16 protein-coding genes are annotated in these 23,567 nt (G+C 32.1%); 11 read left to right on the top strand and 5 right to left on the bottom strand.

The genetic code is table 11. The features are described 5' to 3' along the window. Positions 1-773: 773 nt before the first annotated feature. Positions 774-1,508 carry a diaminopimelate epimerase gene (gene dapF, locus B6S12_RS08715; RefSeq protein ID WP_111230408.1) on the bottom strand — a complete coding sequence of 245 codons (735 nt, stop codon included), beginning with the start codon at positions 1,506-1,508 and terminating at the stop codon, positions 774-776. 98 nt (positions 1,509-1,606) lie between these two features. Between dapF and B6S12_RS08720 the strand changes: the two genes are divergently transcribed. Further along, positions 1,607-2,347 (top strand): MnmC family methyltransferase, encoded by a 741-nt coding sequence (locus B6S12_RS08720; RefSeq protein ID WP_111230409.1) that lies wholly within the window; start codon positions 1,607-1,609, stop codon positions 2,345-2,347. A 53-nt stretch (positions 2,348-2,400) separates the two neighbouring features. Next, positions 2,401-3,594 carry a sugar transporter gene (locus tag B6S12_RS08725; RefSeq protein ID WP_111230410.1) on the top strand — a complete coding sequence of 398 codons (1,194 nt, stop codon included), beginning with the start codon at positions 2,401-2,403 and terminating at the stop codon, positions 3,592-3,594. Here the strand turns inward: B6S12_RS08725 and recJ are convergent. Genes recJ through B6S12_RS08745 form a run of 4 tightly spaced genes read right to left on the bottom strand, consistent with a single transcriptional unit; the run spans position 3,578 to position 9,094 of the window. After that, positions 3,578-5,161: a single-stranded-DNA-specific exonuclease RecJ gene (recJ, locus tag B6S12_RS08730; RefSeq protein WP_111230411.1), complete on the bottom strand. Its 1,584-nt coding sequence runs from the start codon at positions 5,159-5,161 to the stop codon at positions 3,578-3,580. The two genes, B6S12_RS08725 and recJ, sit on opposite strands and share 17 nt — an antisense overlap. Next, on the bottom strand, positions 5,142-6,776 hold the full coding sequence (locus B6S12_RS08735; protein WP_111230412.1) for a CTP synthase: 1,635 nt from the start codon (positions 6,774-6,776) through the stop codon (positions 5,142-5,144). Before B6S12_RS08735 ends, recJ begins: the two co-directional genes overlap by 20 nt. A 57-nt stretch (positions 6,777-6,833) precedes the next feature. After that, positions 6,834-8,672 carry an excinuclease ABC subunit UvrC gene (gene uvrC, locus B6S12_RS08740; RefSeq protein ID WP_111230413.1) on the bottom strand — a complete coding sequence of 613 codons (1,839 nt, stop codon included), beginning with the start codon at positions 8,670-8,672 and terminating at the stop codon, positions 6,834-6,836. Next, complete coding sequence (locus B6S12_RS08745) at positions 8,651-9,094, bottom strand: hypothetical protein (protein WP_111230414.1); 444 nt, start codon at positions 9,092-9,094, stop codon at positions 8,651-8,653. The genes uvrC and B6S12_RS08745 overlap by 22 nt, the downstream gene beginning before the upstream one ends. A 104-nt stretch (positions 9,095-9,198) precedes the next feature. Between B6S12_RS08745 and B6S12_RS08750 the strand changes: the two genes are divergently transcribed. The 9 genes from B6S12_RS08750 (at position 9,199) to B6S12_RS08795 (ending at position 21,904) form a co-directional block, all read left to right on the top strand. Further along, complete coding sequence (locus B6S12_RS08750) at positions 9,199-10,662, top strand: L-aspartate oxidase (protein WP_111230415.1); 1,464 nt, start codon at positions 9,199-9,201, stop codon at positions 10,660-10,662. Beyond that, on the top strand, positions 10,662-11,915 hold the full coding sequence (locus B6S12_RS08755) for an arsenic transporter (RefSeq protein WP_111230416.1): 1,254 nt from the start codon (positions 10,662-10,664) through the stop codon (positions 11,913-11,915). The genes B6S12_RS08750 and B6S12_RS08755 overlap by 1 nt, the downstream gene beginning before the upstream one ends. A gap of 8 nt (positions 11,916-11,923) precedes the next feature. Beyond that, a complete protein-coding gene (locus B6S12_RS08760) occupies positions 11,924-12,919 on the top strand; it encodes a GNAT family N-acetyltransferase (RefSeq protein ID WP_111230417.1) in 996 nt (331 codons plus the stop codon). 78 nt (positions 12,920-12,997) lie between these two features. Then, complete coding sequence (gene guaA / locus B6S12_RS11830) at positions 12,998-16,690, top strand: glutamine-hydrolyzing GMP synthase (RefSeq protein WP_111230424.1); 3,693 nt, start codon at positions 12,998-13,000, stop codon at positions 16,688-16,690. 22 nt (positions 16,691-16,712) lie between these two features. After that, positions 16,713-18,659, top strand: a complete 1,947-nt coding sequence (locus B6S12_RS08770; RefSeq protein WP_111230418.1) for an HsdM family class I SAM-dependent methyltransferase — start codon at positions 16,713-16,715, stop codon at positions 18,657-18,659. Continuing rightward, on the top strand, positions 18,649-19,179 hold the full coding sequence (locus B6S12_RS08775) for a restriction endonuclease subunit S (protein ID WP_111230419.1): 531 nt from the start codon (positions 18,649-18,651) through the stop codon (positions 19,177-19,179). Before B6S12_RS08770 ends, B6S12_RS08775 begins: the two co-directional genes overlap by 11 nt. Positions 19,180-19,257: 78 nt before the next feature. Further along, complete coding sequence (locus B6S12_RS08780; protein ID WP_111230420.1) at positions 19,258-19,818, top strand: restriction endonuclease subunit S; 561 nt, start codon at positions 19,258-19,260, stop codon at positions 19,816-19,818. Between the two features lie 127 nt (positions 19,819-19,945). Next, complete coding sequence (locus B6S12_RS08785; protein ID WP_111230421.1) at positions 19,946-20,896, top strand: HTH domain-containing protein; 951 nt, start codon at positions 19,946-19,948, stop codon at positions 20,894-20,896. 444 nt (positions 20,897-21,340) lie between these two features. Continuing rightward, the gene (locus tag B6S12_RS08795; RefSeq protein WP_111230423.1) at positions 21,341-21,904 is read left to right on the top strand and encodes a hypothetical protein; all 564 of its coding nucleotides are present in this window, start codon (positions 21,341-21,343) and stop codon (positions 21,902-21,904) included. Positions 21,905-23,567: the final 1,663 nt, after the last annotated feature.

The raw sequence follows: 23,567 nt of genomic DNA on the forward strand, positions 1-23,567 counted from the left end.
TTTATTTTTTATATTTTTGTTTAATTTTATTATTGCTTTTTATTTTATTACTATAAATTCCTCTTTGTTGGTTATTGCGAGGAGCAAGACAACGAAACAAGCTATTATTATTGCAAAGTTTTCCCCCTTCCGTCATTGCGAGGTGATATAATCGCCGTGGCAATCCATAAAGAACAATTAAATACTTTAAAAACATTCTTAATATTTACCTTATAAAATAATTCTTTAAACTCTTGGTTATTACTTTAGATTGCTTCACTTTGTTTGTAATGACAAGATAAAAAGGCGTCATTGTAAGCAAATATGCAATATTTGCATGGCAATCTATAAGGAACAATCAAGAGACTTAAAAGTATTTCAATAGAGTTTTACCCTACAATGCAAACCCTTTAGACTGTCACAAGCTATGCTCTTGCAGTGAAAAAGACTATCACGCAGTATTCCACTGCCTATAGTGAGGAACCTACAATAATTGATTGATAAAATTTTCATCTTTCCCTATTTTTACTTAAACATAATTAATATTAAAGCTTACAAAAAGTATAATTGAAGCAGAGGTTGCACCTATAGAGGTTGTAACCCCATAAGGTTATATCTTAAAGAACCTTGGCTAATGCTCTATGATAAGATTAATACCTCTAGTGCTCCTAACAAGCGTGTGCTAAACTAGTCCTATCAAACCTCTTAGCTTGTTTAACTTTCTCTTTATTATTCGGTTTTATTTTTATGTTTGTTTTGTGTAGCTTAAGGGGCATAGTCCCCTTAAGAAAAAACTAATAAATAAAATCGCAAATCTTTTTTACTCGTCCTTTTAAAAAAATCTTATGATTTTCCTCTCTTAAATAAATCTCTTCTCCACTTGCAGGATACACAAGCACATTTTTACCTACCTTAGAACACTCTTTAAGATATACAAACATAGCTGCCATACCTGTGCCACAAGCTAGAGTTTCATCCTCTACACCGCGTTCAAAAGTTCTTGCTAAAATTGCATTTTGTTCCAATATAGCAACATTTACATTTGCATTATATTTATGTCTTAAAGCCCTTAAATCTTCTTTATTAAGCTTTGCCCCCTCACAAACTAAATGTGGCACACCTGTATCAATCAACCACCAATCTACACCAAATTCCTTAATATTTTTCTCAAGTATCTTTGGGCTTGTTAGCTCACTCTCTATGATATCTCCACTAAGACTTGCATAAATCACACCAGCTTTACTCAAAAATCTTTGCTTATTTCCTGCCAAGCCCAAATCTCTGGCATATGCCACAGCCGCCCTACTTCCATTACCACACATATTTGCCTCACTGCCATCAGAATTATAAAACTCCCACTCAAAATCATATTCTAAATGTGGCTTTAAAATAATAAGCCCATCTGCACCTACGCCAAGGTTTCTATGACATATCTCTTTTGCAAGATTAGAATAAGAATTTTCATTGTATCTAAATAGATGTGTAAGGATAAAATCATTACCACTTGCAGAATATTTACTAAAAAACATAATCAACCCTTTTTTAAAATTCTATCCTATTTTTCTATAATTCTAAATATAAATCTTTGCAAAATGCTACAATTACATTTTATATTCAAGGTGAGCAAATGGATAAAGTCATAACAAACGATGAAAGTTTTACGCTTTTTTGCAAGGACTATGATGAACACTACCACAGCACAAGCGATGGTGCAAAATCTGAAACCCTTAAAAAACATATTTTACCTGCATTAAGATTTCACAAAGACACCCCAAAAATCATCGCACTCGATATTTGCTTTGGGCTAGGATATAACAGTATTTATTTACAGCATTTAGCAAAAGATAAGCAACTTTTTATCTATTCTCCTGAAAAAAATTTACCCCTTATGCAAGAACTTATAAACTTTACTTATCCAAAAGATTTTAATACCAAAATTCTAAAAGAATTGATTATGCAAAAATCTTACAAAGACAAAAATTGCTCCTTAGAACTATACATTGGCAATGCTAGAGAATATATCTTGCTCCTTAAACAAAGGGGAATAGAACTTAATCTTGTCTTTCAAGACGCCTTTAGTCCAAATAAAAATAAAGAACTCTGGACTTTTGAATACTTTAAAAGTCTTTATCAAATTACCTCTAAAGATTGTCTTATCACCACATATTCACAAAACTCTTCTATGCTTTATAGTGCATTTTTAGCAGGTTTTTATAGCTTCTCTCTAACCCAAAAAGACACAAGAACTTCCACGCTTTTATGTAAAAACCCTAAAAAATTACAAGATATTTTCCAAAATGATATTAAAGCTATAGATTTACCCCATAAAATCAAATGCAATAAAAATCTAAAAGGACTCTATGATTAATTTTATAGTATAATTCCGCCCCTCTAAAAAGAAGGATTTTACTAAGGAATTCTATGCAAAGCAACGCAACACAAAATAACGAAAATTTTAAAATGTGGCTTGGGGTAATTGCAATCAGCCTTGGAGCTTTCATATTAAATACTTCAGAATTTGTCCCTGTAGGGCTTCTTAGCCTTATTGCAAATGACTTCAAAATGAGCGATTCTAGCGTGGGCTTAATGATTAGTATTTATGCTTATATCGTTTCTTTGGTTTCTTTGCCTTTGATGATGCTTTTTTCTAAAATGGAGCTAAAAAGATTAATGCTTTTAATCTTAGGAGTTTTTGTAATTAGCCATATTTTTTCAAGTCTTGCTACAAACTATGAAGCACTTCTAGCTTCACGCATTGGTGTAGCACTCTCGCACGCTCTTTTTTGGTCTATAGCTATTCCTATAGCTGTGCGGATTGTTCCAAAAAACAAACAATCTTTAGCTTTAAGTTTAGTTGCCACTGGGACAGCTATCGCATTTATTGGCGGAATTCCATTAGGACGCGTTATTGGATTATGGCTAGGCTGGAGAGTTAGCTTTCTATGTATTGGAATTTTAGCTTTTTTAATCTTGCTCCTAGTGGCATATAGCGTGCCAAAATTACCAAGCAATGGAGGATTTTCTATACGACTTTTACCCAAATTACTTTCTAATAAAGCTTTATTATTTGTCTATGCTTTAACAATCCTCCTTACAACCGCACATTTTGTTGGCTATACCTACATAGAACCCTTTTTAAAAACCCATGCAAATTTTACACAAAATCATATCACTCTAACTTTAGTGGCTTTTGGTGCGGTTGGATTTTTAGGAAGTTTTTTATTTACCAAATACTTTGATAAAAACCGTATAATTTTTAGCAATATTGCTATTTTTGGTATTACATTTAGTTTATTTGCACTATGGCTTTGCTCTTTAAATCCTTTTTTGGCTGTTTTTATTTGTGTAGCTTGGGGGCTTTGCATTACTTTTTTCAATCTTACTTTCCAATCCAAAATTATCCATCTAGTTCCCCAGCACACTTCTATTGCAATGTCAATGTTTTCTGGAATTTATAATATAGGAATTGGAAGTGGTGCATTTTTAGGAAAAATCACTATTGATAAAATCAATGTAAGCTCCATAGGAATAATAGGTGGATTAATCGCCCTTATTGCTTGTATGCTTTTTATTATGGTTAAATCTAAGCTTTATTTGTCTAACACTCATCAATAGGTTTTATATTTTCAATTCTTAAAGCAAGATGATTACTAAAATTATCCCAAAACAGACTTGCAATACATTCCACATCTTTATCTATAAAATCCTTGCAAACTGCATTAAAAAATGCAATCCCTTTGCATATCCTACCCTCTTCTTCTAAAAGAACATTGCTATGGATATTCCCCTCCCCAAAATAACGCACATTTTTTAGCTTTGCTACAATTAAAAATTTAGGCTTTGGATTTGCCTCTCCATAAGGCTCAAAGTTTTCTAAAATCTCCCATAACTCCCTATCTATTTCTTTTAAGTGCAATCTTCCCATAACTTCTTCTTGCTGTGTTTTAATCGTATAAGAAACTTGCATTAATGTGTTTTTAAAATCTATAAAATCTTGCAATTCTAAGCTTAATCCTGCTGCTCCACTATGCCCCCCATAGCCTTTTAAATAATCCTTACATTCTTCTAATACTTCCATACAATCCACACCATAAGGAACACGCATACTTCCTTTTAAAATTCCCTCACTTTTTGTTAGGATAATGCTAGGTTTTAAAAACTCTTCACACATTCTAGCACTCACAATCCCCAAAACTCCCTCATGCCAAGCCTCACCATACAAACACACAAAAGGCAAATGCTCTTCTTTGCTAAACTGCTCCTTTGCTTGCCCATAAATTACCTCTTGTGTAGCTTTTCTTTCTTTATTTAGCTCTAGGAGTGAAGCAAGGTTATTGTGGATTTCTTTTTCATCTTTTTGGGTTAAAAAATCATAAGCTTCTTTAGCCTCTCTCATTCTCCCTGCACAATTTAAAAGTGGAGAAAGATAAAAAGCATAAGTTTCTGCACTCAAAACTTGATTTTTAAAATTTTCCTTTAGTGCTTTTAGGCTTGGATATTGTGTTGCTTTAAAAACTTCTAACCCTTTTTTAAAAAGCACACGATTAATCCCATTAAGTGGCATAACATCGCTAATAATTGCCAAAGACAAAAAATCCAAAAACTGACTTAAATCTATTTTTAATCCCATTTGTTGCTTGATTGCAGCACACAAATACCAAGCTACATTAGCCCCACAGATCTCTTTTTGTGGAAAATTAGGAGATAATTTTGGATTCACAATAAGAGCATTGGGCAATTCTTCTTTTGGTGTATGATGGTCTGTGATTAAAAGCTCAATCCCTCTATCTTTGCATAAATTAGCGGCACTAACTGCAGTAATTCCATTATCCACAGTGATAATCACATCAGCTTCTAAGCGTTCTACTATTTTTTCGCTAATACCATATCCATCGCTAAAGCGGTTGGGTATTACCACGCTAACTTCATAAGGAATAAGTGCAAAAAATTCACTCATAATTGCACAAGAAACCACTCCATCCACATCATAATCCCCCAAAATCACAATTCTTTTCTTCTCTAAAATAGCACTTTTTATTCTTTGTGCCATTTGTTCAAGGTTTTCTAGTGTATTTGGGTGGGGTAAGTCTTTAAGTGTGGAGATTTTTTCTTCGCAAAAGCGAGATTTTAAAAACTTTAAAATCTCTTCTTTACTTAAAAATTCAGGATTGTTTTTTAGCATAAATAGATTGCTTAATAAACTCTAAGATTACTAAGTTAGGAGCTTGCAGTCTTGAAGTAAATTCTGGGTGGAATTGCACCCCTATAAACCAAGGATGTTCCTTTAGCTCCACTGCCTCAATAAGCCCTTTTGATTCTCCGCAAATTATCATTCCATTTTTTTCTAATTGCTCTTTATATTTTGGATTTGCTTCATAGCGGTGGCGGTGGCGTTCTTTAATAAGTGCTTGTCCTTTGTAGGCTTTTTGAAGTTTAGAATCTTTTAGAGTATTGCACTCATATTCTCCAAGCCTCATTGTTCCTCCCATAGGAGATTTATGGGTTCTAATTTGCTCTTTTCCATTTTGATCCATAAAATTTTCTATTAAATAAATTACAGGTTCTTTTGTTTTAGGATCAAATTCCATAGAATTTGCTTCTTTAATCCCAAGCACATTTTGACAAAATTCCAAAATTGCAAGTTGCATTCCAAGGCAAATCCCCAAAAAAGGAACTTGATGAATTCTAGCAAACTCAATTGCTTTCATCTTACCCTTAATACCTCTTTCTCCAAAACCGCCTGGAACCAAAATACCATTGACATATTTTAACTGCTCTACTAATTCATCATTTTTTTCTAACTCTTCACTATCTATCCATACAATATTTACTTTAGTATCTAAATTTGCACCTGCATGGATAAGGGCTTCAATAAGAGATTTATAAGATTCTTTTAAAGTAAGATATTTCCCCACAAAAGCAATGCTAACTTCACTTTGTGGCGCTAAAATTTGCTTGACTAAAATATCCCACTCTTTCATATCTGGTTTAAACTCTGGAAGCTTTAAAAATCTTTTAATAGGAGTTAAAATCCCCTCTTTTAAGAAATTAAGAGGCATTTGATAAATACTTTTTGCATCCTCTGCCATAATCACACAATCACTATCTACATCACAGCTTAAAGAAAGTTTATTTTTTAAATCCTGTGGGATTTCTTTTTCTGTTCTTGCTACAATAATCTGTGGAGTAATACCAATTCTTCGTAATTCTTGCACGCTATGCTGTGTAGGTTTAGTTTTTAGCTCACCTGCTGCTCTAATAAGTGGGATAAGCGTTACATGAATGCTAATTACTCTTTCCATACCAAATTCATGCTTCATCTCTCGCATAGCTTCTAAAAAGGGTAAGCCCTCAATATCACCCACCGTTCCTCCAAGCTCCACAACTAAAATTTCTTTATCTTCCCCTGCTAATTTTATGCGTCTTTTTATCTCATCTACAATATGGGGAACTACCTGTATTGTCTTACCAAGATAGCCACCCTTTCGCTCTTTATCAATTACAGATTGATAAACCTGTCCAGTGGTAAAATTATTTTTAGAGGAAAAATTCATATTTAAAAAGCGTTCATAATGCCCAATATCTAAATCCGTTTCAGCACCATCATGCGTTACAAAAACCTCTCCATGCTCTAGTGGACTCATAGTGCCTGGATCTACATTGATATAAGGATCAATCTTTAAAATCCCTACACGAAAACCAGAATGCTTTAAAAGTGTTGCAATAGAAGAAGAAGTAATCCCTTTGCCTAACGAACTTAACACACCGCCTGTTACAAATATATATTTAGTATCCATATTTACCTCTAAATTTATAATCATTTTTGTTTATTGTAACAAATAGAAGCTAAATAACTATTTATCCTCATTTTTAATTTCTTTTGCAATTTTTAAAGACACAACCTTACAAAGCTCCTCTTTACTTGCTTTATAAACTGCCTCAAAACTTCCAAAATAAGCTAATAATTTCTTTTGTGTTGCATAAGAAATCCCTTTAATCTCTAATAGTTTGCTTTTTTGCATAGTTTTTTGTTTTTGTTTTTGGTGGAAAGTGATTGCAAAGCGGTGTGCCTCATCACGCAATTTTTGCAAAAACTGCAAACGCTTATCGCTTGGTTTTAAACTAAATTCCATTTTACCATCACGCAAAATATCTTTAGCACTCCCTTTTGCCCTATGTGCTTTAAAATCAAGCTTCTCTTTTGCAATTCCCAAAACTGCCAAATTTACTCCTGCACTCTCCAAAAGACTTTTGGCTAAATTAATTTGTGCCACCCCTCCATCAATAAGCCATAAATTAGGCGGAGAATCTTTGCTAAAATCTTCAATCCTACGCTTTAGCATTTCCCTCATCTGCGAATATTCATCACTCCCACTTAAATGATAATGACGATAGGATTCCTTATCCCAACCATTTTCATACACCACCATAGCTCCCACACATTCTTCCCCTCTATGATGAGAAGTATCAAACACTTCAATACGATAAGGACTTTCATCAAGACAAAAAAGCTCACTTAAAGCCTCTATCACATCTTTTTCTTTATTCACATTTAACCTTAAAGTTTCCTTTGCATTTTCTAAGGCTAATTCACACAACTTTCTTTTTTCTCCACTCTTTGGCACAATTAAAGAAATTTTTTTATTAAAAAGCATTTTTAAATGTGCCTCTAGCTCTAAAATTTTTTCACCATCCACACAATCGCTTAGCAAAATTTCTTTAGGCACTATGGGTAAATCTTTATGGTAATAATTTAAAACACTTTTAGAATAAACCTCATCTTTTTCAAATCCAAAATTACTTTGGATAATATTCACGCTACTAGATACAATCTTTCCTGAACGGATAAAAAACTTCACAAGCGCACCCCTTTTACCCTCATCTAAAAAAGCAAAAACATCTAAATCACCCAAATTTACAAAATCCACCCCACTTAAAGGATTAATTGCTTTAATCTTAGCAATTCTATCACGCATAACCATAGCTTCTTCAAAACGCATTTGGTTAGATAAATTTAGCATTTTTTCTTCTAATTTAGTGATGATTTTTTTAGGATTTTCTAAATCTTTTAAAGCTTCTTTTAAAATCTTTGCATATTCTTCTTTACTTACTCTCCCCTCACATGGAGCTAGACAACGCTTAATTTGATAAAACAAACAAGCTTTATTTCCCTTTTTGCAACTTTCTTTTTGCACAAGAGGATAAATTTCATACAAACTATCTAATAAATCCCTACAACCCACAGAATAAGGACCAAAATATTGCAAACCCTTTGCTTTTTTAAAAATCTTTCTTGTTAGATTAATACGCGGATAATCTTCATTTAAATCCACACATAAATAAGGATAAGTCTTATCATCTCTTAATAAAATATTATATTTTGGTTTTAATTGCTTAATAAGAGAATTCTCCAAAATAAGTGCATCATGTTCGTTTTCTACCACCAAATATCTAAGCATACAAACTTGGGAAATCATTTGTGCAATTCTTGGACTTAAATTAGGAGCAGGAGCAAGATGAGGAGTAAATCTAAAATAACTTTTAATGCGGTTTTTAAGATTTTTTGCCTTTCCTACATACAAAAGCCTCCCTAAATTATCATAATAATGATAAACCCCACTCACTTGTGGAATATTTTTTAACACTTCTAAAAGTTCAGAATTTAAAGGTTTTAATTCTCTTTGTTCTTCCAAATACACTCCCTAATGCGTTCAAATATAGCATAAAACTCTTCATTTTCTGCAAAATTTATAAATTCACCCTTAGCTAACTCTCCATAGCTTTTTTTAATCTCTTGCTCTACTTTTTTTTGGACTCTATTAGATACAAAACTTTTTATTTCTTGTATTTCTAAAAGCTCTCCACTTGTTTTTTGGTATTCTTTTAATAGTGATTTTATAATTGTAAGTTTATAATTAAATTCAAGCTTAAATCCTTGATGTTTTAGAACAAAAAACATAATATGATTTTTTGTATAAGTAAATAAAATACCTTGACGCACACTAAAAGGCAGTGCCAAAACAAATCGATTCATAGCTTGTAAGCTTTTATATTTTGGAGTTTGAAAAAGATGCGACAATTCCTTAGAAGACATAATTTGAGATACTTTTTTCATGTGGTAATTATAGCACAAATTGCTTGTTTTAGCTTAAATGGCTGTGGTTTTAAAGATGATCCTTTTAATCCAAAGCAAAGCACACAAAATCCTTAGGTTTTTTTATGTTTTATGATGTGATTATTGTTGGGGCTGGGATTGCTGGACTTTATGCTTCATTAAACCTACCTAAAAATTTAAAAGTTTTAATTCTCTGTAAAGATCAACCTTGGGAATGCAATACCTTTTATGCACAAGGTGGAATTGCTGTTGCAAAAGATAAAGAAGATATTCCTTTACACATTGATGATACTCTAAAAGCGGGTGCTGGAATGTGTGATATAGAAGCTGTAAAAACTCTAAGCTATGAGAGTTTAGAAGTTTTAGAGGATTTAATCTCTAAAAACACTCCTTTTGATAAAGATGAAAAAGGTAATTTACTCTTTACTAAAGAAGCTGCACATAGCACTTCAAGGATTATCCATGCAGGAGGAGATTGCACTGGAAGAGTGGTGCATAGCCACTTAATCTCACAAATTAACCATACTCTTTGGAAAAATGCTACCGTTACGGAACTCTTAATTGAGGGAAATTCTTGCTGTGGGGTAAGTGTGCTTACAAAAAGAGGAAATTACAACCTTTATGCTAAAAATGTGATTTTAGCAAGCGGGGGCGTTGGCGCTCTTTTTAACTACCACACAAATGCCTATACCATCTCTGCTGAACTGCATGGAATGATTTTAGAAAATGGCTTAGAACTTAAAGATATGGAAATGCTACAATTCCACCCAACTGTATTTACTAAAACAAAGCATGCAAGAAAAATGCTCCTTAGTGAAGCCCTAAGAGGTGAAGGAGCACATATTGTAGATTTTTGGGGGAAAAGATTTTTATTTGATTATGATAGCCTAGGAGAACTCGCAGCACGCGATAAAGTCGCACGCTCTATTTTTGATTACAAACTAAAATTAGCAGAAAATGACAAACTCACAGAAGAACAAAAAGAAGTTTATCTAGATTTAAATGCTTTTAGTAAAGATTTCTTTTATAAACGCTTTCCAAATATCGCAAGAAATCTTAGCTCTCTTGGCTATGACTTACCAAAAGATAAAATTCCTATTTCTCCTGCTTTTCATTATTGCATGGGAGGGATTAAAACCGATCATATTGGAAAAGTTGTAGGTTTAAACAATCTTTATGCAGTGGGCGAGTGTGCTTGCACTGGAGTGCATGGAGCAAATCGTCTAGCCTCTAATTCTCTTTTAGAAGGTTTAGTCTTCTCACGCCGTGCTACACAAGATATTTTAAACCAAAATTACCAACCCAAATGGAGAGAATTTCCCCTCCACTCACAAATCTTGCAAAAAGAACAAGATGAAAACCTAAAAACACTTTTAAGAAAGATTATGTGGGAAAAAGCTGGAATTATCCGCAAAAAAAGTGGCTTGAATGAAGCACTAGGAGGTGTGGAAGTTATGCTCTCTAGCAATATAGGAAGACTTTTAAAATTGCGTTTGCTTGTCGCTAAAAACATTATAGAATCCGCATTAAAAAGAGAACAATCTGTGGGAGCACATTTTATACAATAATGGCACTGCCTATTTTTTTATTAACACTCTTTTTAATCTATTTGCGTCCTTTTAAAATTCCGCTTTTTATCTCAAGCACTTTTTGTGCAATCTTGGCATTTTTAACACAAGTGGTGGATTTAGAAGATATAAAAAAAGTTTGGACTATGGTATGGGATAGCTCGCTTGCTCTTGTGGGATTAATTTTATTTACCCTTATGCTTAAAAAACTTGGCTTTTTTGATTTTTTAGCCCATTATATTGTGCTTTTCTCCACGCATAAAAAAACACTCAAAATCAAAACTTGGAAATTTTATCTTTTTATTGTGCTTCTTGCTAGTTTTTTAAGTAGCTTTTTTGCCAATGATGGTGCAATTTTAATCCTAACCCCTCTTATTCTCATTCTCTTTGGAACAAATTCCAAACCCTTACTTATTTTTTTGTTACTTGTTAGCTTTTTAAGTGATTTTGCCTCTAATATTTTTGTGTTTTCAAATCTCACAAACATTATTACTACTAATGCTTATGGGCTTAAATTCTTTGATTTTTTATCTTTTATGATTTTGCCACAAATTTTTGCTATTCTCTCCTTTGCTTTACTCTTTTTTATACTCAATAAAAAGAATCTTAACAAAGATTTAGAATTTAATGTAAAAAACCAATCTTTACCTACTCTTAAAACCTTGCTTTTTTGTGTTTTTTTAATCATTTTAATGCTTGTTGGGATTATTTTTTCACATCCTTTAAAAATCCCTATGAGCTTTTTTATGCTCCTTATTAGCTTCCTTGCAATACTTTATGGATATTTTTATCATTCTTTAAAAATCTTACCCCTTTTAAAAGAAGCTCCCTTCAGTATTGTGGTTTTTAGCTTTGGACTTTTTATTGTTGTGTTTGGACTTTATAATGATGGACTTGTGGATTTTTTAGAAAGTCTTTTAAAAAACTTGCAAAACTATCCACTTTTAATCCAAACCCTACTTGTAGGCTTTAGTTCTGCTTTTGGATCTAGCCTTATTAATAATTTGCCTATGGTGATGATTGGTGATTTAGCTTTAAAAGATTCTCCACAAATTCTAATTTATGCACATCTTCTTGGCTGCAATATCGGTGCAAAACTTACTCCCATAGGATCTTTAGCTACTCTTTTATGGCTAGAAGGGCTTAAACAAAGTGGAGTAAAAATTAGCCTTCTATATTATCTCTTTCTTGCTTTTGCTTTAACCTTGCCTGTTTTATTTTTTGCCCTTATAGGACTTTATCTTGCATTTTAGGAGATTTTATGAAACATCTTTGCTTTAAATCACTTCTTAATAAAACCCCAAAAATCAAATCCCTTATTCATCTTTGGGAAGAATCGGTTAAAAATAGCCATACTTTTTTAAAAGAAAGCGATATTTCTTCTCTAAAAGATGAAGTAAAAGAAGGCATTTTAGCCTGTGAAATTCTTCTAGCACAAGATAAAGAAGAGATTTTAGGCTTTATTGGTGTGCATCAAAATAAAATAGAAATGCTTTTTATTGCTAAAGACTATTTCAAAAAAGGCATTGGCAAAAGGCTTATTTATGAAGCTTGTATGCGTTATTTTCAAGACTATAAAACAATAGAGGTAGATTGCAATACACAAAATACAAATGCACTGAAATTTTATGAAAATCTAGGTTTTGAAATTTTTGCACAAAGCCCAAAGGATTCTAAAGGGAGGGATTTTCCCCTTACGCATTTTAGATGTGATTTTTCTTGGTTGCTCCATTGTGTTTGCACGCCCCTTATAAGTTCAAAACGAACTTTTTTAAGATATTTAACCAAAGATGATTTAGATGCACTCCATTCCATCTTTAACAAATTAGAAGTAATGTATGCATGGGGACATAGCTTTAGTGCAAAAAATACAAAAGAATGGCTAGAAAAAAGACTTGAAACCTACCAAAAAGATGGATTAGGAATTTATGCTCTTATCTTAAAGGATACAAACACTCTAATAGGCACTGCAGGCTTACAAAAAACAAAAATACAAGAAAAAGAAGTTGTAGAAATAGCGTGGATTTTAGATAAGCCTTATTGGAAAAAAGGTTATGGGATAGAAATAGCTACAAAAATCAAAAATTATGCTTTTAGCACACTTTCTTTAAAAAAACTTTATTGCCTTATTAAAACAGATAATCTTCCTTCATTAAATCTAGCAAAAAAATTAGGCTTTAAAGAGGAAATGATAACCATAAAACACTACCGCAACCAAGATTTGCCCCATTATGTTTTAAGTATCCATAACTTTTAAAAGTTTTCTATGCTTTTTTTATGTAAAATTATAAAATTGTTTTTTAAAAATTCTTATAAATTCTAAGGTATCATTATGATGAATAAAGTCCAAATTTTAGTGCTTGATTTTGGAAGCCAATACACACAACTTATTGCAAGGCGTTTAAGAGAATATGGTGTATATACCGAAATTGTTCCTTATTTTGAAAGCATTGATTCTATCAAAGCTAGAAATCCTAAAGGGATTATCCTAAGTGGTGGTCCTGCAAGCGTTTATGAGGAGGGTGCTTACAAGCCTGATGAGGCTATTTTTGAACTCAATATCCCTATTCTTGGTATTTGCTATGGTATGCAATACATTGCACATTATTTTGGCGGAAAAGTTATTAAAGCAGAAGCACAAGAATTTGGCAAAGCAATTTTAGAAATTATAGAAGACAAAGAAGATGATGAAGATGTTGTTTTGACACAGTTTCATTATTCTGAATTTCCACAAATTGCCAAAGATATGCTAGAGCTTTGGGAAGAATCTGTTAAAGAAAGTTATAATTTTCTAGAAAAAAGCGATTTTAATGCTATTAAAGAGATGGTGTATGGGGAATTAAAAAGCAATGAAACCATTATCGTTGCAAGCAATAAAGAAGATACTATGGGCTTTATTAGCGGTAAAGATGATGTTTTAAAACTCTTATTTATCTCGCCAAAATATAGATTTTGTGGAGTTGGTAGCAAACTTTTAAATTATGCTCTAGAACACTATGTAAAAGATTACAAATACCTTTATACAAACTGCTTTTTAGACAATACCCAAGGTATAGGCTTCTTTAAAAAGTTAGGTTTTAAAGCTATTAATATAGAAAATTTACCCATTAAAAATAAATCCTATCCCATAGTAAATCTAAGAGCAGACATTAAATATCTAAAAGAATTTTTGAATGCTAATAGATACAGAAACAAAAAAGCTCCTATTTTAAGAGCTCCCGAACTTATCATTAGGGAATTACAGCACAAAGACTTAGAAGATATTAAATTTTCTTTACAAGATAATGATGAAGTAGGCACTTGGAGATTTAATTTTGATTTTACAAATCCTAATGCACAAGAATGGCTTAATATCCAGCAAGAAAGCTATAAAAATTTTGGTTTTGGTCTGTGGGCTTTAGAAACTCTTGATGGAGAATTTATAGGACAAGTAGGGTTAAACATTCAAGATATCGGCAATAATAAAAAGGGTATCGAGGTTGCTTGTCTTATTAAAAAAGAATATTGGGGAACTTCCTATCCTTATGAGGGCTTAAGACTATGTATCCGCTATGCAATCCATAATTTGCATTGTCTTAAAATTTATGCAGCACTAAGACATGATGATCGCGGTGCAATAGATAGAGCCAAAGTCTTTGAAATGCCTTGTGTTGGCAATATTTCAAAGGAATTTGACAATACAAAAATTCCACATTCTGTATTCTGCCTAACAAGCAAACATGAACGCACAGAGCTTTTTATAGAAACAGAACATACCATTATTAGAGAATTAGTTATTGAAGATGCACTTGTAGTTAAAGATTTTTTTGAAAACCAAGAGATTGTAGGTGCAAATAATAGAAAGGCGATTTTAGACAAACTAGAAGCTTGGATTTGTAAAGAAATTGATAATTATCACAATTTTGGTTGCGGATTTTGGGCTATTTTTGATAAAGCAAAAGATAAATTTATAGGTTTAGCAGGCTTACATTTTACAAAAGTGTCTGAAGTTAGCATTATTATTAGCAAAGATGCTTTTGATAAAAACTATGCAAACGAATTGGCAGAAGCCATTAAAGACTACGCCTTTAAAACTTATGGTATGAAAGAAGTCCATTCTATTTGTTATGCAGACAACAAAGATGCTTGCCTTCTTGCTAAATCTCTAGGTTGTGTAGAAACAAACATCACAGAAGAACTTGGAGAAGATATTGCGCATTCTTATCTTTGCCAAACCCACAGAAGCAATGCACAATCTCTCTTGCTTAATGGTATCAAACAACATTCTATTGTGTGGATGAGCCATGCTGATAAGGTAGAAGAAATCCCGCACGGCTTTATTGAGCTTGCAAAATCTGGCAATACACATTATTGTGCCATTGCTAATTTAGAGAAAAAAATCTATGCTATGCAATTCCATCCTGAAGTCGTGCATAGTGAGTGTGGCGGAGATATGTTAAAAAACTTTGCGATTAGCATTTGTGGTGCAGATACAAGTTGGAATATGAAATATTTTGCAGAAAATGAAATAGCAAAACTTAAAGAAAAAGTGTTAGGAGATACACAAAATACTGCAAGATGTGATTGGGCAGGAGAGGAAAAAATCTATCAAGATTATCATGATAACAAGTGGGGTAAGCCTTTACACGATGAAAAACGGCTTTTTGAAATGCTAGTTTTAGAGGGTATGCAAGCAGGGCTTTCTTGGCTTACAGTTCTTAAAAAAAGAGAGGCTTTTAGAGAAGCATTTGATGACTTTGATCCCCATAAAGTAGCCTTGTATGATGATAAAAAGATAGAAGCTCTTATGCAAAATGAAAAAATCATAAGAAATCATGCAAAAATAGAATCTGCTATCAACAATGCTAAGAGATTTTTAGAAGTGCAAAGTGAATTTGGAAGTTTTGATAAATATATTTGGGGATTTGTAAAAAATAAACCCATTATAAACCACTTCCAAACCATTAAAGACATTCCAGCTTCAACACCACTTTCCGATGAGATTAGCAAAGACTTGCAAAAAAGAGGATTTAAATTTGTAGGCTCTACAAGTATCTATGCTTTTATGCAATCTATTGGTATGGTAGATGATCATTTAGAAAGTTGCAAATGCAAAAGTCCTATTGCTTCTTCTTCAAAAACCACACAAAAGGTGCTATGTGCGGTGAGTGGCGGAGTAGATTCTAGCGTTGTGGCTACACTTCTTTATCGTGCGATTGGTGAGAATCTTATCCCTGTTTTTGTAGATACGGGGCTTTTACGCGCTGGGGAGAGAGAAGCGGTTGAAGCCATGTTTAGAGAAAATCTAGGCGTACCACTTATCACCGTAGATGCAAGCGAAATCTTTTTGGGCAAGCTAAAGGGTGTAACCGATCCAGAGGTGAAACGAAAAATCATCGGCGAAACCTTTATTGAAGTTTTTGAGGCTGAAGCTAAAAAACACAATGCTAAGGGTGAGATAAAATTCCTAGCTCAAGGCACGCTCTATCCTGATGTGATTGAATCTGTAAGCGTGAAAGGACCCAGCAAAACGATAAAAAGTCATCACAATGTCGGCGGACTGCCTGAATGGATGAAATTTGAACTTATAGAGCCATTAAGAGAACTCTTTAAAGATGAAGTAAGAGCGTTAGGAAGAGAACTAGGAATGCCAGAATTTATGCTCATGCGTCATCCATTTCCAGGGCCAGGTTTAGCAATTCGTATCATGGGAGAGGTAAATAAGACGGATTTAGACCTGCTAAGAGCTTGTGATTCTATCTTTATTGAAGAACTTCATAAGCATAATTTATACAATAAAGTATGGCAGGCATTTTGCGTGCTTTTAAATGTAAAGAGTGTCGGTGTCATGGGCGATAACCGCACTTATGATAATACTATTTGCGTGCGTGCAGTAGAAGCGCTCGATGGTATGACTGCGACTTTCTCACATCTGCCTCATAGCTTCTTAGAGGGCGTGGCAAATAGAATCATCAATGAGGTTGAGGGCATTAACCGCGTGGTGTATGATATAACAAGCAAGCCACCGGGCACGATTGAGTGGGAGTGAAATAGAAATATAGGATTTGCTAATGGCAAAAAAGGAAGTGCAAACAGACTTATGGGTATATGAGCTTTTAAAAGAAGCAAATATCAATTTATCTTATCAAGGTTCGGATATTAAAGAGCTAAATGAAGCCTTAAGCACTGCATCTAAAAAAGGAACAAATAAGCAAGGATATCCTGAATATTGCGGTGTGATAAAAGATTTTGTAATTGTGATTGAAAATAAAGCAGATGTTAGCAAACATATTAAAAGAAATGAAAATAACATCATCTCACAAGAGCAAAAAGACATAGAAAATTATGCACTTAATGGTGCTTTATGGTATGCAAAACATATTATTAAAAATCAAAATACCTACAAAAAAGTATTTGCGATTGCGGTAAGCGGGGATAGCAAAAATCATAAAATCACTCCTTTATTTGTGGATAATGGAGCATTGATAAAAGAACCTTTAGAAGATATTGAAACTTTTATGCTTTTCAATGAGAAATATATAGAAGAATACTATAAAAGGGAGGTTTTAAAAGAAGAATCTAGCAAACAAAAGACAAAAGAAGAGATTGAAAAGATTGCTGCCACTTTACATGAAGATTTAAGAAATTATGGGGCTTTAGACGATAGAAATAAACCCTTAGTTGTAGCAGGGATTTTACTAGCACTTGATGAAATGAAAGCTAAAAATTTAGATTTAAATTATCTAAATAATGAAGAAATTGATACAGATGGAGTAAAAATTTATAAACTTATCGAGTCAAATTTAAAAAAATCGAATTTAACTCCGCAAGTGAAACTTGATAAAGTTTTATCCCAATTTTCCGTGATTAAGGATACTAAAAAGATTAATGAGCTTTGCGAAATTACTGACAAAAAAGGTTTGAAAATCAATTGCACTCCTTTAAAGCATTATACAAAATTTATTAAAGAAAATATTTTTGATTCTATCCATGTTATAAAGAATTCTAATGATTATTTAGGAATATTTTATAGCGAGTTTATGCGTTTTAGCGGTGGTGATGGACAGACTTTGGGTATCGTGCTTACGCCTACGCATATTACAGAATTGTTTTGTGATTTAGTGGATTTAAAAGCTAGTGATAAAGTGCTTGATCCTTGCTGTGGAACGGGTGGATTTTTGATTACTGCTATGGATTATATGCTCTTAAAAGCGAAAAATGAAAGGCAAAAAGAAGAGATTAAGAAAAATCAGCTTTTTGGTTTTGAATTGCAATCTTTTATGTTTGCTGTTGCTACTGCAAATATGGTGTTAAGAGGAGATGGTAAAAGTAATTTATATGATGAGGATTTTTTAAAGCAAAATCCTTTAAAACTCCAAGAAAATTTTATGGCAAATGTCGGGTTTATGAATCCCCCTTATTCTCAAGGAAAAATAGATAAAAACTTAACCGAGATTGCATTTAGCGAACATCTTTTAAATTCTATTTTAAAAGGTGGAAAAGTTGTTGTTATCGTGCCACAATCTGCCATGACGGGAAAAAGCAAAGAAGAAAAAGCCATTAAAGCAAATATTTTAAAGCATCATACTTTAGAGGGTGTAATCACTTTGAATAAAAATACTTTTTATGGTGTAGGGACTAATCCTTGCATAGCTGTTTTTACTGCTGGAATATCTCATGATAAAGATAAGATTTGCAAATTTATTAATTTTGAAGATGATGGCTATGAGGTGCAAAAACACAAAGGTTTAGTTGAAACCATACATGCGCAAGATAAAAAAGCGTATTTATTAAAGGTTTGGCGTGATGAGCTAGAAGCACCAAGTAAATTTTGCGTCAAAACTACGATAGAAGCAGATGATGAGTGGTTGCATAGTTTTTATTATTTTAATGATGAGATTCCAACGCATGAAGAATTTGAAAAAATAATGGCTGATTATCTTACTTTTGAATTTAATATGATAACACATGGCAGAGGTTATTTGTTTGGTTTAGAGGATAAAAAAAATGCAAAATGATTTAGCTAGTGTAGAGTGGAGAGAATTTAAGTTAGAACAAATTTTTACTGAAATTAAAAGAGGTAAAAGATTAATTGAAAAAGATAGAAAAAAAGGTAATATACCCTATTATTCTGCAAGCAAAGAAAATAACGGATTAACAGATTTAATTGCAAATCCGCTCTTTATAGAAAGAGATAAAATTATTGTAACCACATTTTGTGATTGCTATTATATTGAAGGCAATTTTACTGCTAGCGATGAAATTACCATATTTGGTAATAATAAACTTAATAAATATAGTGGTTTATTTGTGGCTAATATCATAAAAAATAATGCTTCAAAATTTGCATTCGGTTATAAGTCCTTTACTGAGAGGTTAAAGAAACAAATTATACAACTTCCAAAAGACGACAATAATTATCCAAATTGGCAGTTTATGGAAAGCTATATGAAAAATATAGAGCAAAAATATATTAAAGATATTTTAGCTTATTATAACAAAAAAATAGCTAATAATTTCGGGTTGGGGGGTAACTAGCAGTTTCTCTCATTTCTTAACACCCATTCAGAGTGTTCAAACACCTTACAACAACGCATTTTCATTGAGGATGGTCTCATGAAAATCGCAAATGAGCAATTGAGTTTAGAGAATCCAGAATGGAAGGAATTTTATTTTGCTGATATTTTTAAAGAAATCAAGCGAGGAAAAAGATTAATTAAAGATAATCAGATTCAAGGGAAAACTCCTTATGTTTCTTCAAGTGCTTTTAATAATGGTGTAGATAATTTTATAGACAATCGTAAAAATGTAAGAAAATTTAGCAATTGTATTTCTTTGGCAAATAGTGGGAGTGTCGGCAGTGCGTTTTTTCACTCTTATGAATTTATTGCAAGCGATCATGTTACACAACTTATACAACCTAAATTTAATAAATATATTTATTTGTTTTTGCTTCCAATAATTACTCGCTTAAGTGCTAAATATAGCTTTAATCGAGAGATTAATGATAAAAGGATTAAAAGAGAAAAATTATTGCTTCCTATAGATTCTAAAGGCAATCCAAATTGGCAATTTATGGAAAACTACATGAGAGATATAGAATCTAAAAAAAATGCAAGATATTTTAAAATATTATCAAGAAAAACAAGTACCATAAATCTAAAATGTGCTTTATAAATTCTTTGATTATTTTCAAGATTGTTCAGACAGTCAACAAAAGTCCAAAAATTATAAAAAGAGATTGCAATAATAAAGCTTATTTAGATTAAAATTAAATAAAAACTTATGGAGGTTTTATAATTCTATGCAAAAATACACATTCAGGCAATTTATCATTGATGTTCTAGCGAGTTCGCAAAAGCCACTTACCTTTATGGAGATTTGGGAGAGTGGTGTAAAAATGGGGTTAGATAAGAAGCTAGGAAGCATTGGCAAAACACCTTGGCAAAATATTGGTGCATTGCTTTATACAGATATTAAAAATGAAAATTCTCTTTTTTGTATCATCTCTAAACAACCCACAACTTTTTATTTAAAAGAGAAGAAAAATTCTTTGCAAAACCCTAAAGAATCCTCCACCAAAGAAAGCCCAAAAGAAAAAGCCAAAGATAGCATAAAAGAACGCTCACTCCACCCACTTTTAGTAAAATTTCTCTATGAAAATCCAAATTTCAATCTCTATTGCAAAACTATTTTTCACGAAAAAAGTCAAAAAAGTGTCAGTGGGCGTGATAAATGGAATTATCCTGATATGGTTGGCGTGCATTTTCCTTTTGAAGAGGATTACGCAGAGGAGACGCTAAATCTCTTAAAAAACGCGCACCAATTTAACTTCAAGCTCTATGCCTTTGAACTAAAAGTGTGCCTTTCGTGGAGTAATCTTAAAGAATATTATTTTCAAGCTGTGTCTAATTCTAGCTTTGCAAATGAGGGCTATTTGGTGGTTTTTGAAGAGTTTGATGATGAGATTTTAGAAGAGCTCATACGATTAAATGCGAGCTTTGGCATAGGAGTGATAAAGCTAGAATCGAGCACAGCAGAAAGTCGCATTATCCTGCCTTCTCACAAAAGGGAGCTTGATATTACGACACTCAATATGCTTGTAGAGAAAAATCCAAATTTTAGGGAATTTATACAAACAATTAATGAAGATTTAGAGATTGGCAAACGCCATAGAATTTCTAAAAATAGATACGATACAATCCTAGATGATACAGCATTGCAAAAATATAAGGAAGACAATAAAATTAAATAATTATTTTGTTGATAAGATTTTTCATAAAGGCTTTTTATGCACTTTACAAGGCTTTGTTTTAAGCTTTCAATTTATTTTGTAAGCATTGCTTCAGTCCTAACCATTCTTATAATTTTAGGACATAAGCCTATAATACACTTTTTGCTGAAAGCTATTCTGCTTTTAAAAATCCTTGGGGCAGAGATGACTATGCCCTGCGTATTGCTAATAAAAGCTATGTTCTGGATGAAGAAGCATGGAATAAAAGTCTCTATTTTTCAAATGAATTTAAAGAAGATTCTAAACTCCCAAAGCCCTATGATACAATTTGTGTAAAATCCCAAAAAGAGTGGCAAAACCAAAAACTTAAAATTATAGAAAATGGGATTGTCATAGCTTGTGGCAGGGTGCAAGATTGCAAGATTATATGGGATTGTCTAGATGAAGACTCATAAAGGCGGTAAAATGAAACGCAATGAAGCACTCTTAAAATCCCTTAAAATTCCTTTTGATGTTTTGCTTGGAATTGTAGTGTTTATGGGCATAGTGGGTGTGGGGGCGATTTTTTGGCTTTTTCTTGTATTAAACCTAACTGAAAAGCCAAATAACTCTAATAGAGATGTGGCATTGCATTTTGGTCGCTATGATACAGAGCACAGACACACAGGCACTTGGGAGATAAAATCTTCTTATTTACTTGATAATGGCAATGATGGCTCTTCGCATATAGTAGGAGATTATGAAAATGGCTTGCGCATTGGGGTTTGGTGTATTAATGGCTATGAAGTGCAAGTCTATAATGAAGGGATTTTGCAAGAGAGTTTAAGGCTTGGTTGGGGAAATACAATAAGCTACAAAAGCTATAAAGAGGGCAAAATACAAGAATTTTTTAGTTCATGCTATATAGATCGGGAAAATAATGATGATTGCCCTAGTCAAGCTAGATTACTCAATCTTGCTAAGCACTATAATGACTTAGCAGAAAAGCACTGCACCAAAGTAAAAATGGAATTTGCCATTTTACCCTAAATTTAAGGCTTTTTAGCTTATCCTTTTTTCTAATTAAGTTTTAATTGCTTACTATGGTTTCCTTGATTTTAATTATATTGTCTATTGCTTTTTCATATCGCTTTTATTATCTTAGCATTCTAAGCCTTTTCTTCTTAGTTTTGGAATTTTAAGCTTTATCAAAAAATGCAAAAGATTAAATAAAACTAAGAAATAAAATATTTTTTAACAAAAACCAAATTATTATAATAATTAATGAATTTAAAAGATTGATAATTTACTCTAAGTCAATACTTTAGGGCCTTAAAAACACTTGCTACTTTTTAGCATTTAGCTTTCTTGATATTAAGCAAAGCAAAATATCACCACAAAAGCATAGCTCGTGATAATCCAAAGAAACAAAAAATGTCACTGTAAGCAGTAAAACGACTTGCATGGCAGTCTAAAAAGAATAACCTTTAAAGATAAATTCTTAGATTGCCACGAGTTCTACGAACTCTCGCAATGACAATGTATAAATTCTATTAGCTAAGAATAGAATAAAAGTTTTAAAAGATTTTCAAAAGTAAGTTATCTAAGAAATTAAATAAATTTTATTCTACGAACCCTCGCAATGACAATAAAAACTTCAACCTTTTATCAATGCTTTGCAATAATAAGAGATTATCAATGAAATTGTTAAAATTTTAGAAGTTAAAAGAGTTACAAGAATTAAAAATAAATTCTAGTAGTTACGGTATATAGCTTTAGTTTTTGTGAAATTTTAAGAGGTTAGAGAGTTTTAATATAGTTATTTGAAAAATTAAATAAATTCTAGTAGTGATACTGAGGCTTTAGGAGTTTTTTAAAATGTTGTGCAAGTATGGGCAAATTGCTATGCAATGTGTAGGGTGAGACTAGATAAATAATCTGCAAACCCTATAAAATTTTTAAAATCTATTAAATGCTTACTCTAAAGGGATTTACCTTTAAAGATTGTTTTGTTATTTCACTCCTTATTATGACACTCCATTCTATCACTGCGAACAAAGCAAAGCAAAGTATAGCATTCCAAAGAAATATAAGAATGTCACTACAAGGATTTGAAAAATCTGTGGTAGTTTAAAAGATTTATCTAAACAATATTGAAAGATAAAATTAGTTTTATTTAAAAGATTGTCTTTAATTTGTTTATTTATTATATTGATAGATTTAGAATAAATAAGAGATATAAAATGATTGAGAGTTTTAGAATGAATACTAGATTGATTGGAAAGTTTAGATGGAATGAATAATTTATAGATTGCTTCAGCTCTAAAAGAGCTTTGTGATGACAATGTATAAATCCTAATAGTTTAACATAGAATAAAAGATATAAAGATGGACGAATAAATTTTAATAGTTATGGTTAAATAAGAGCTTAAAAGGTTTTTAAAGAGGTTAGCAACCTTTATTAGTTGTGCCTCTTGAAATCTTATAAATCTATATGTTAGATGTTTTGAAGACAAATTGAGAGTTTAAGAGATTTTAAGAGATTAGTAGTTTAGTAGTTTAGTAGTTTAGTATAAGTATTAATAGATTGATGTCTTTTTATTCTTATTGTTTATTGTGTAGTTATTTTATAGAGTATATGAACTTATTTAAAGAAGAAGTTCTTAAAACTTCTTCTTTCTTACATCTTCTAAAATATCATTAGCGATATTAT

It is taken from the genome of Helicobacter valdiviensis (genome assembly GCF_003245365.1).
In the GTDB taxonomy this organism is placed as follows: domain Bacteria; phylum Campylobacterota; class Campylobacteria; order Campylobacterales; family Helicobacteraceae; genus Helicobacter_D; species Helicobacter_D valdiviensis.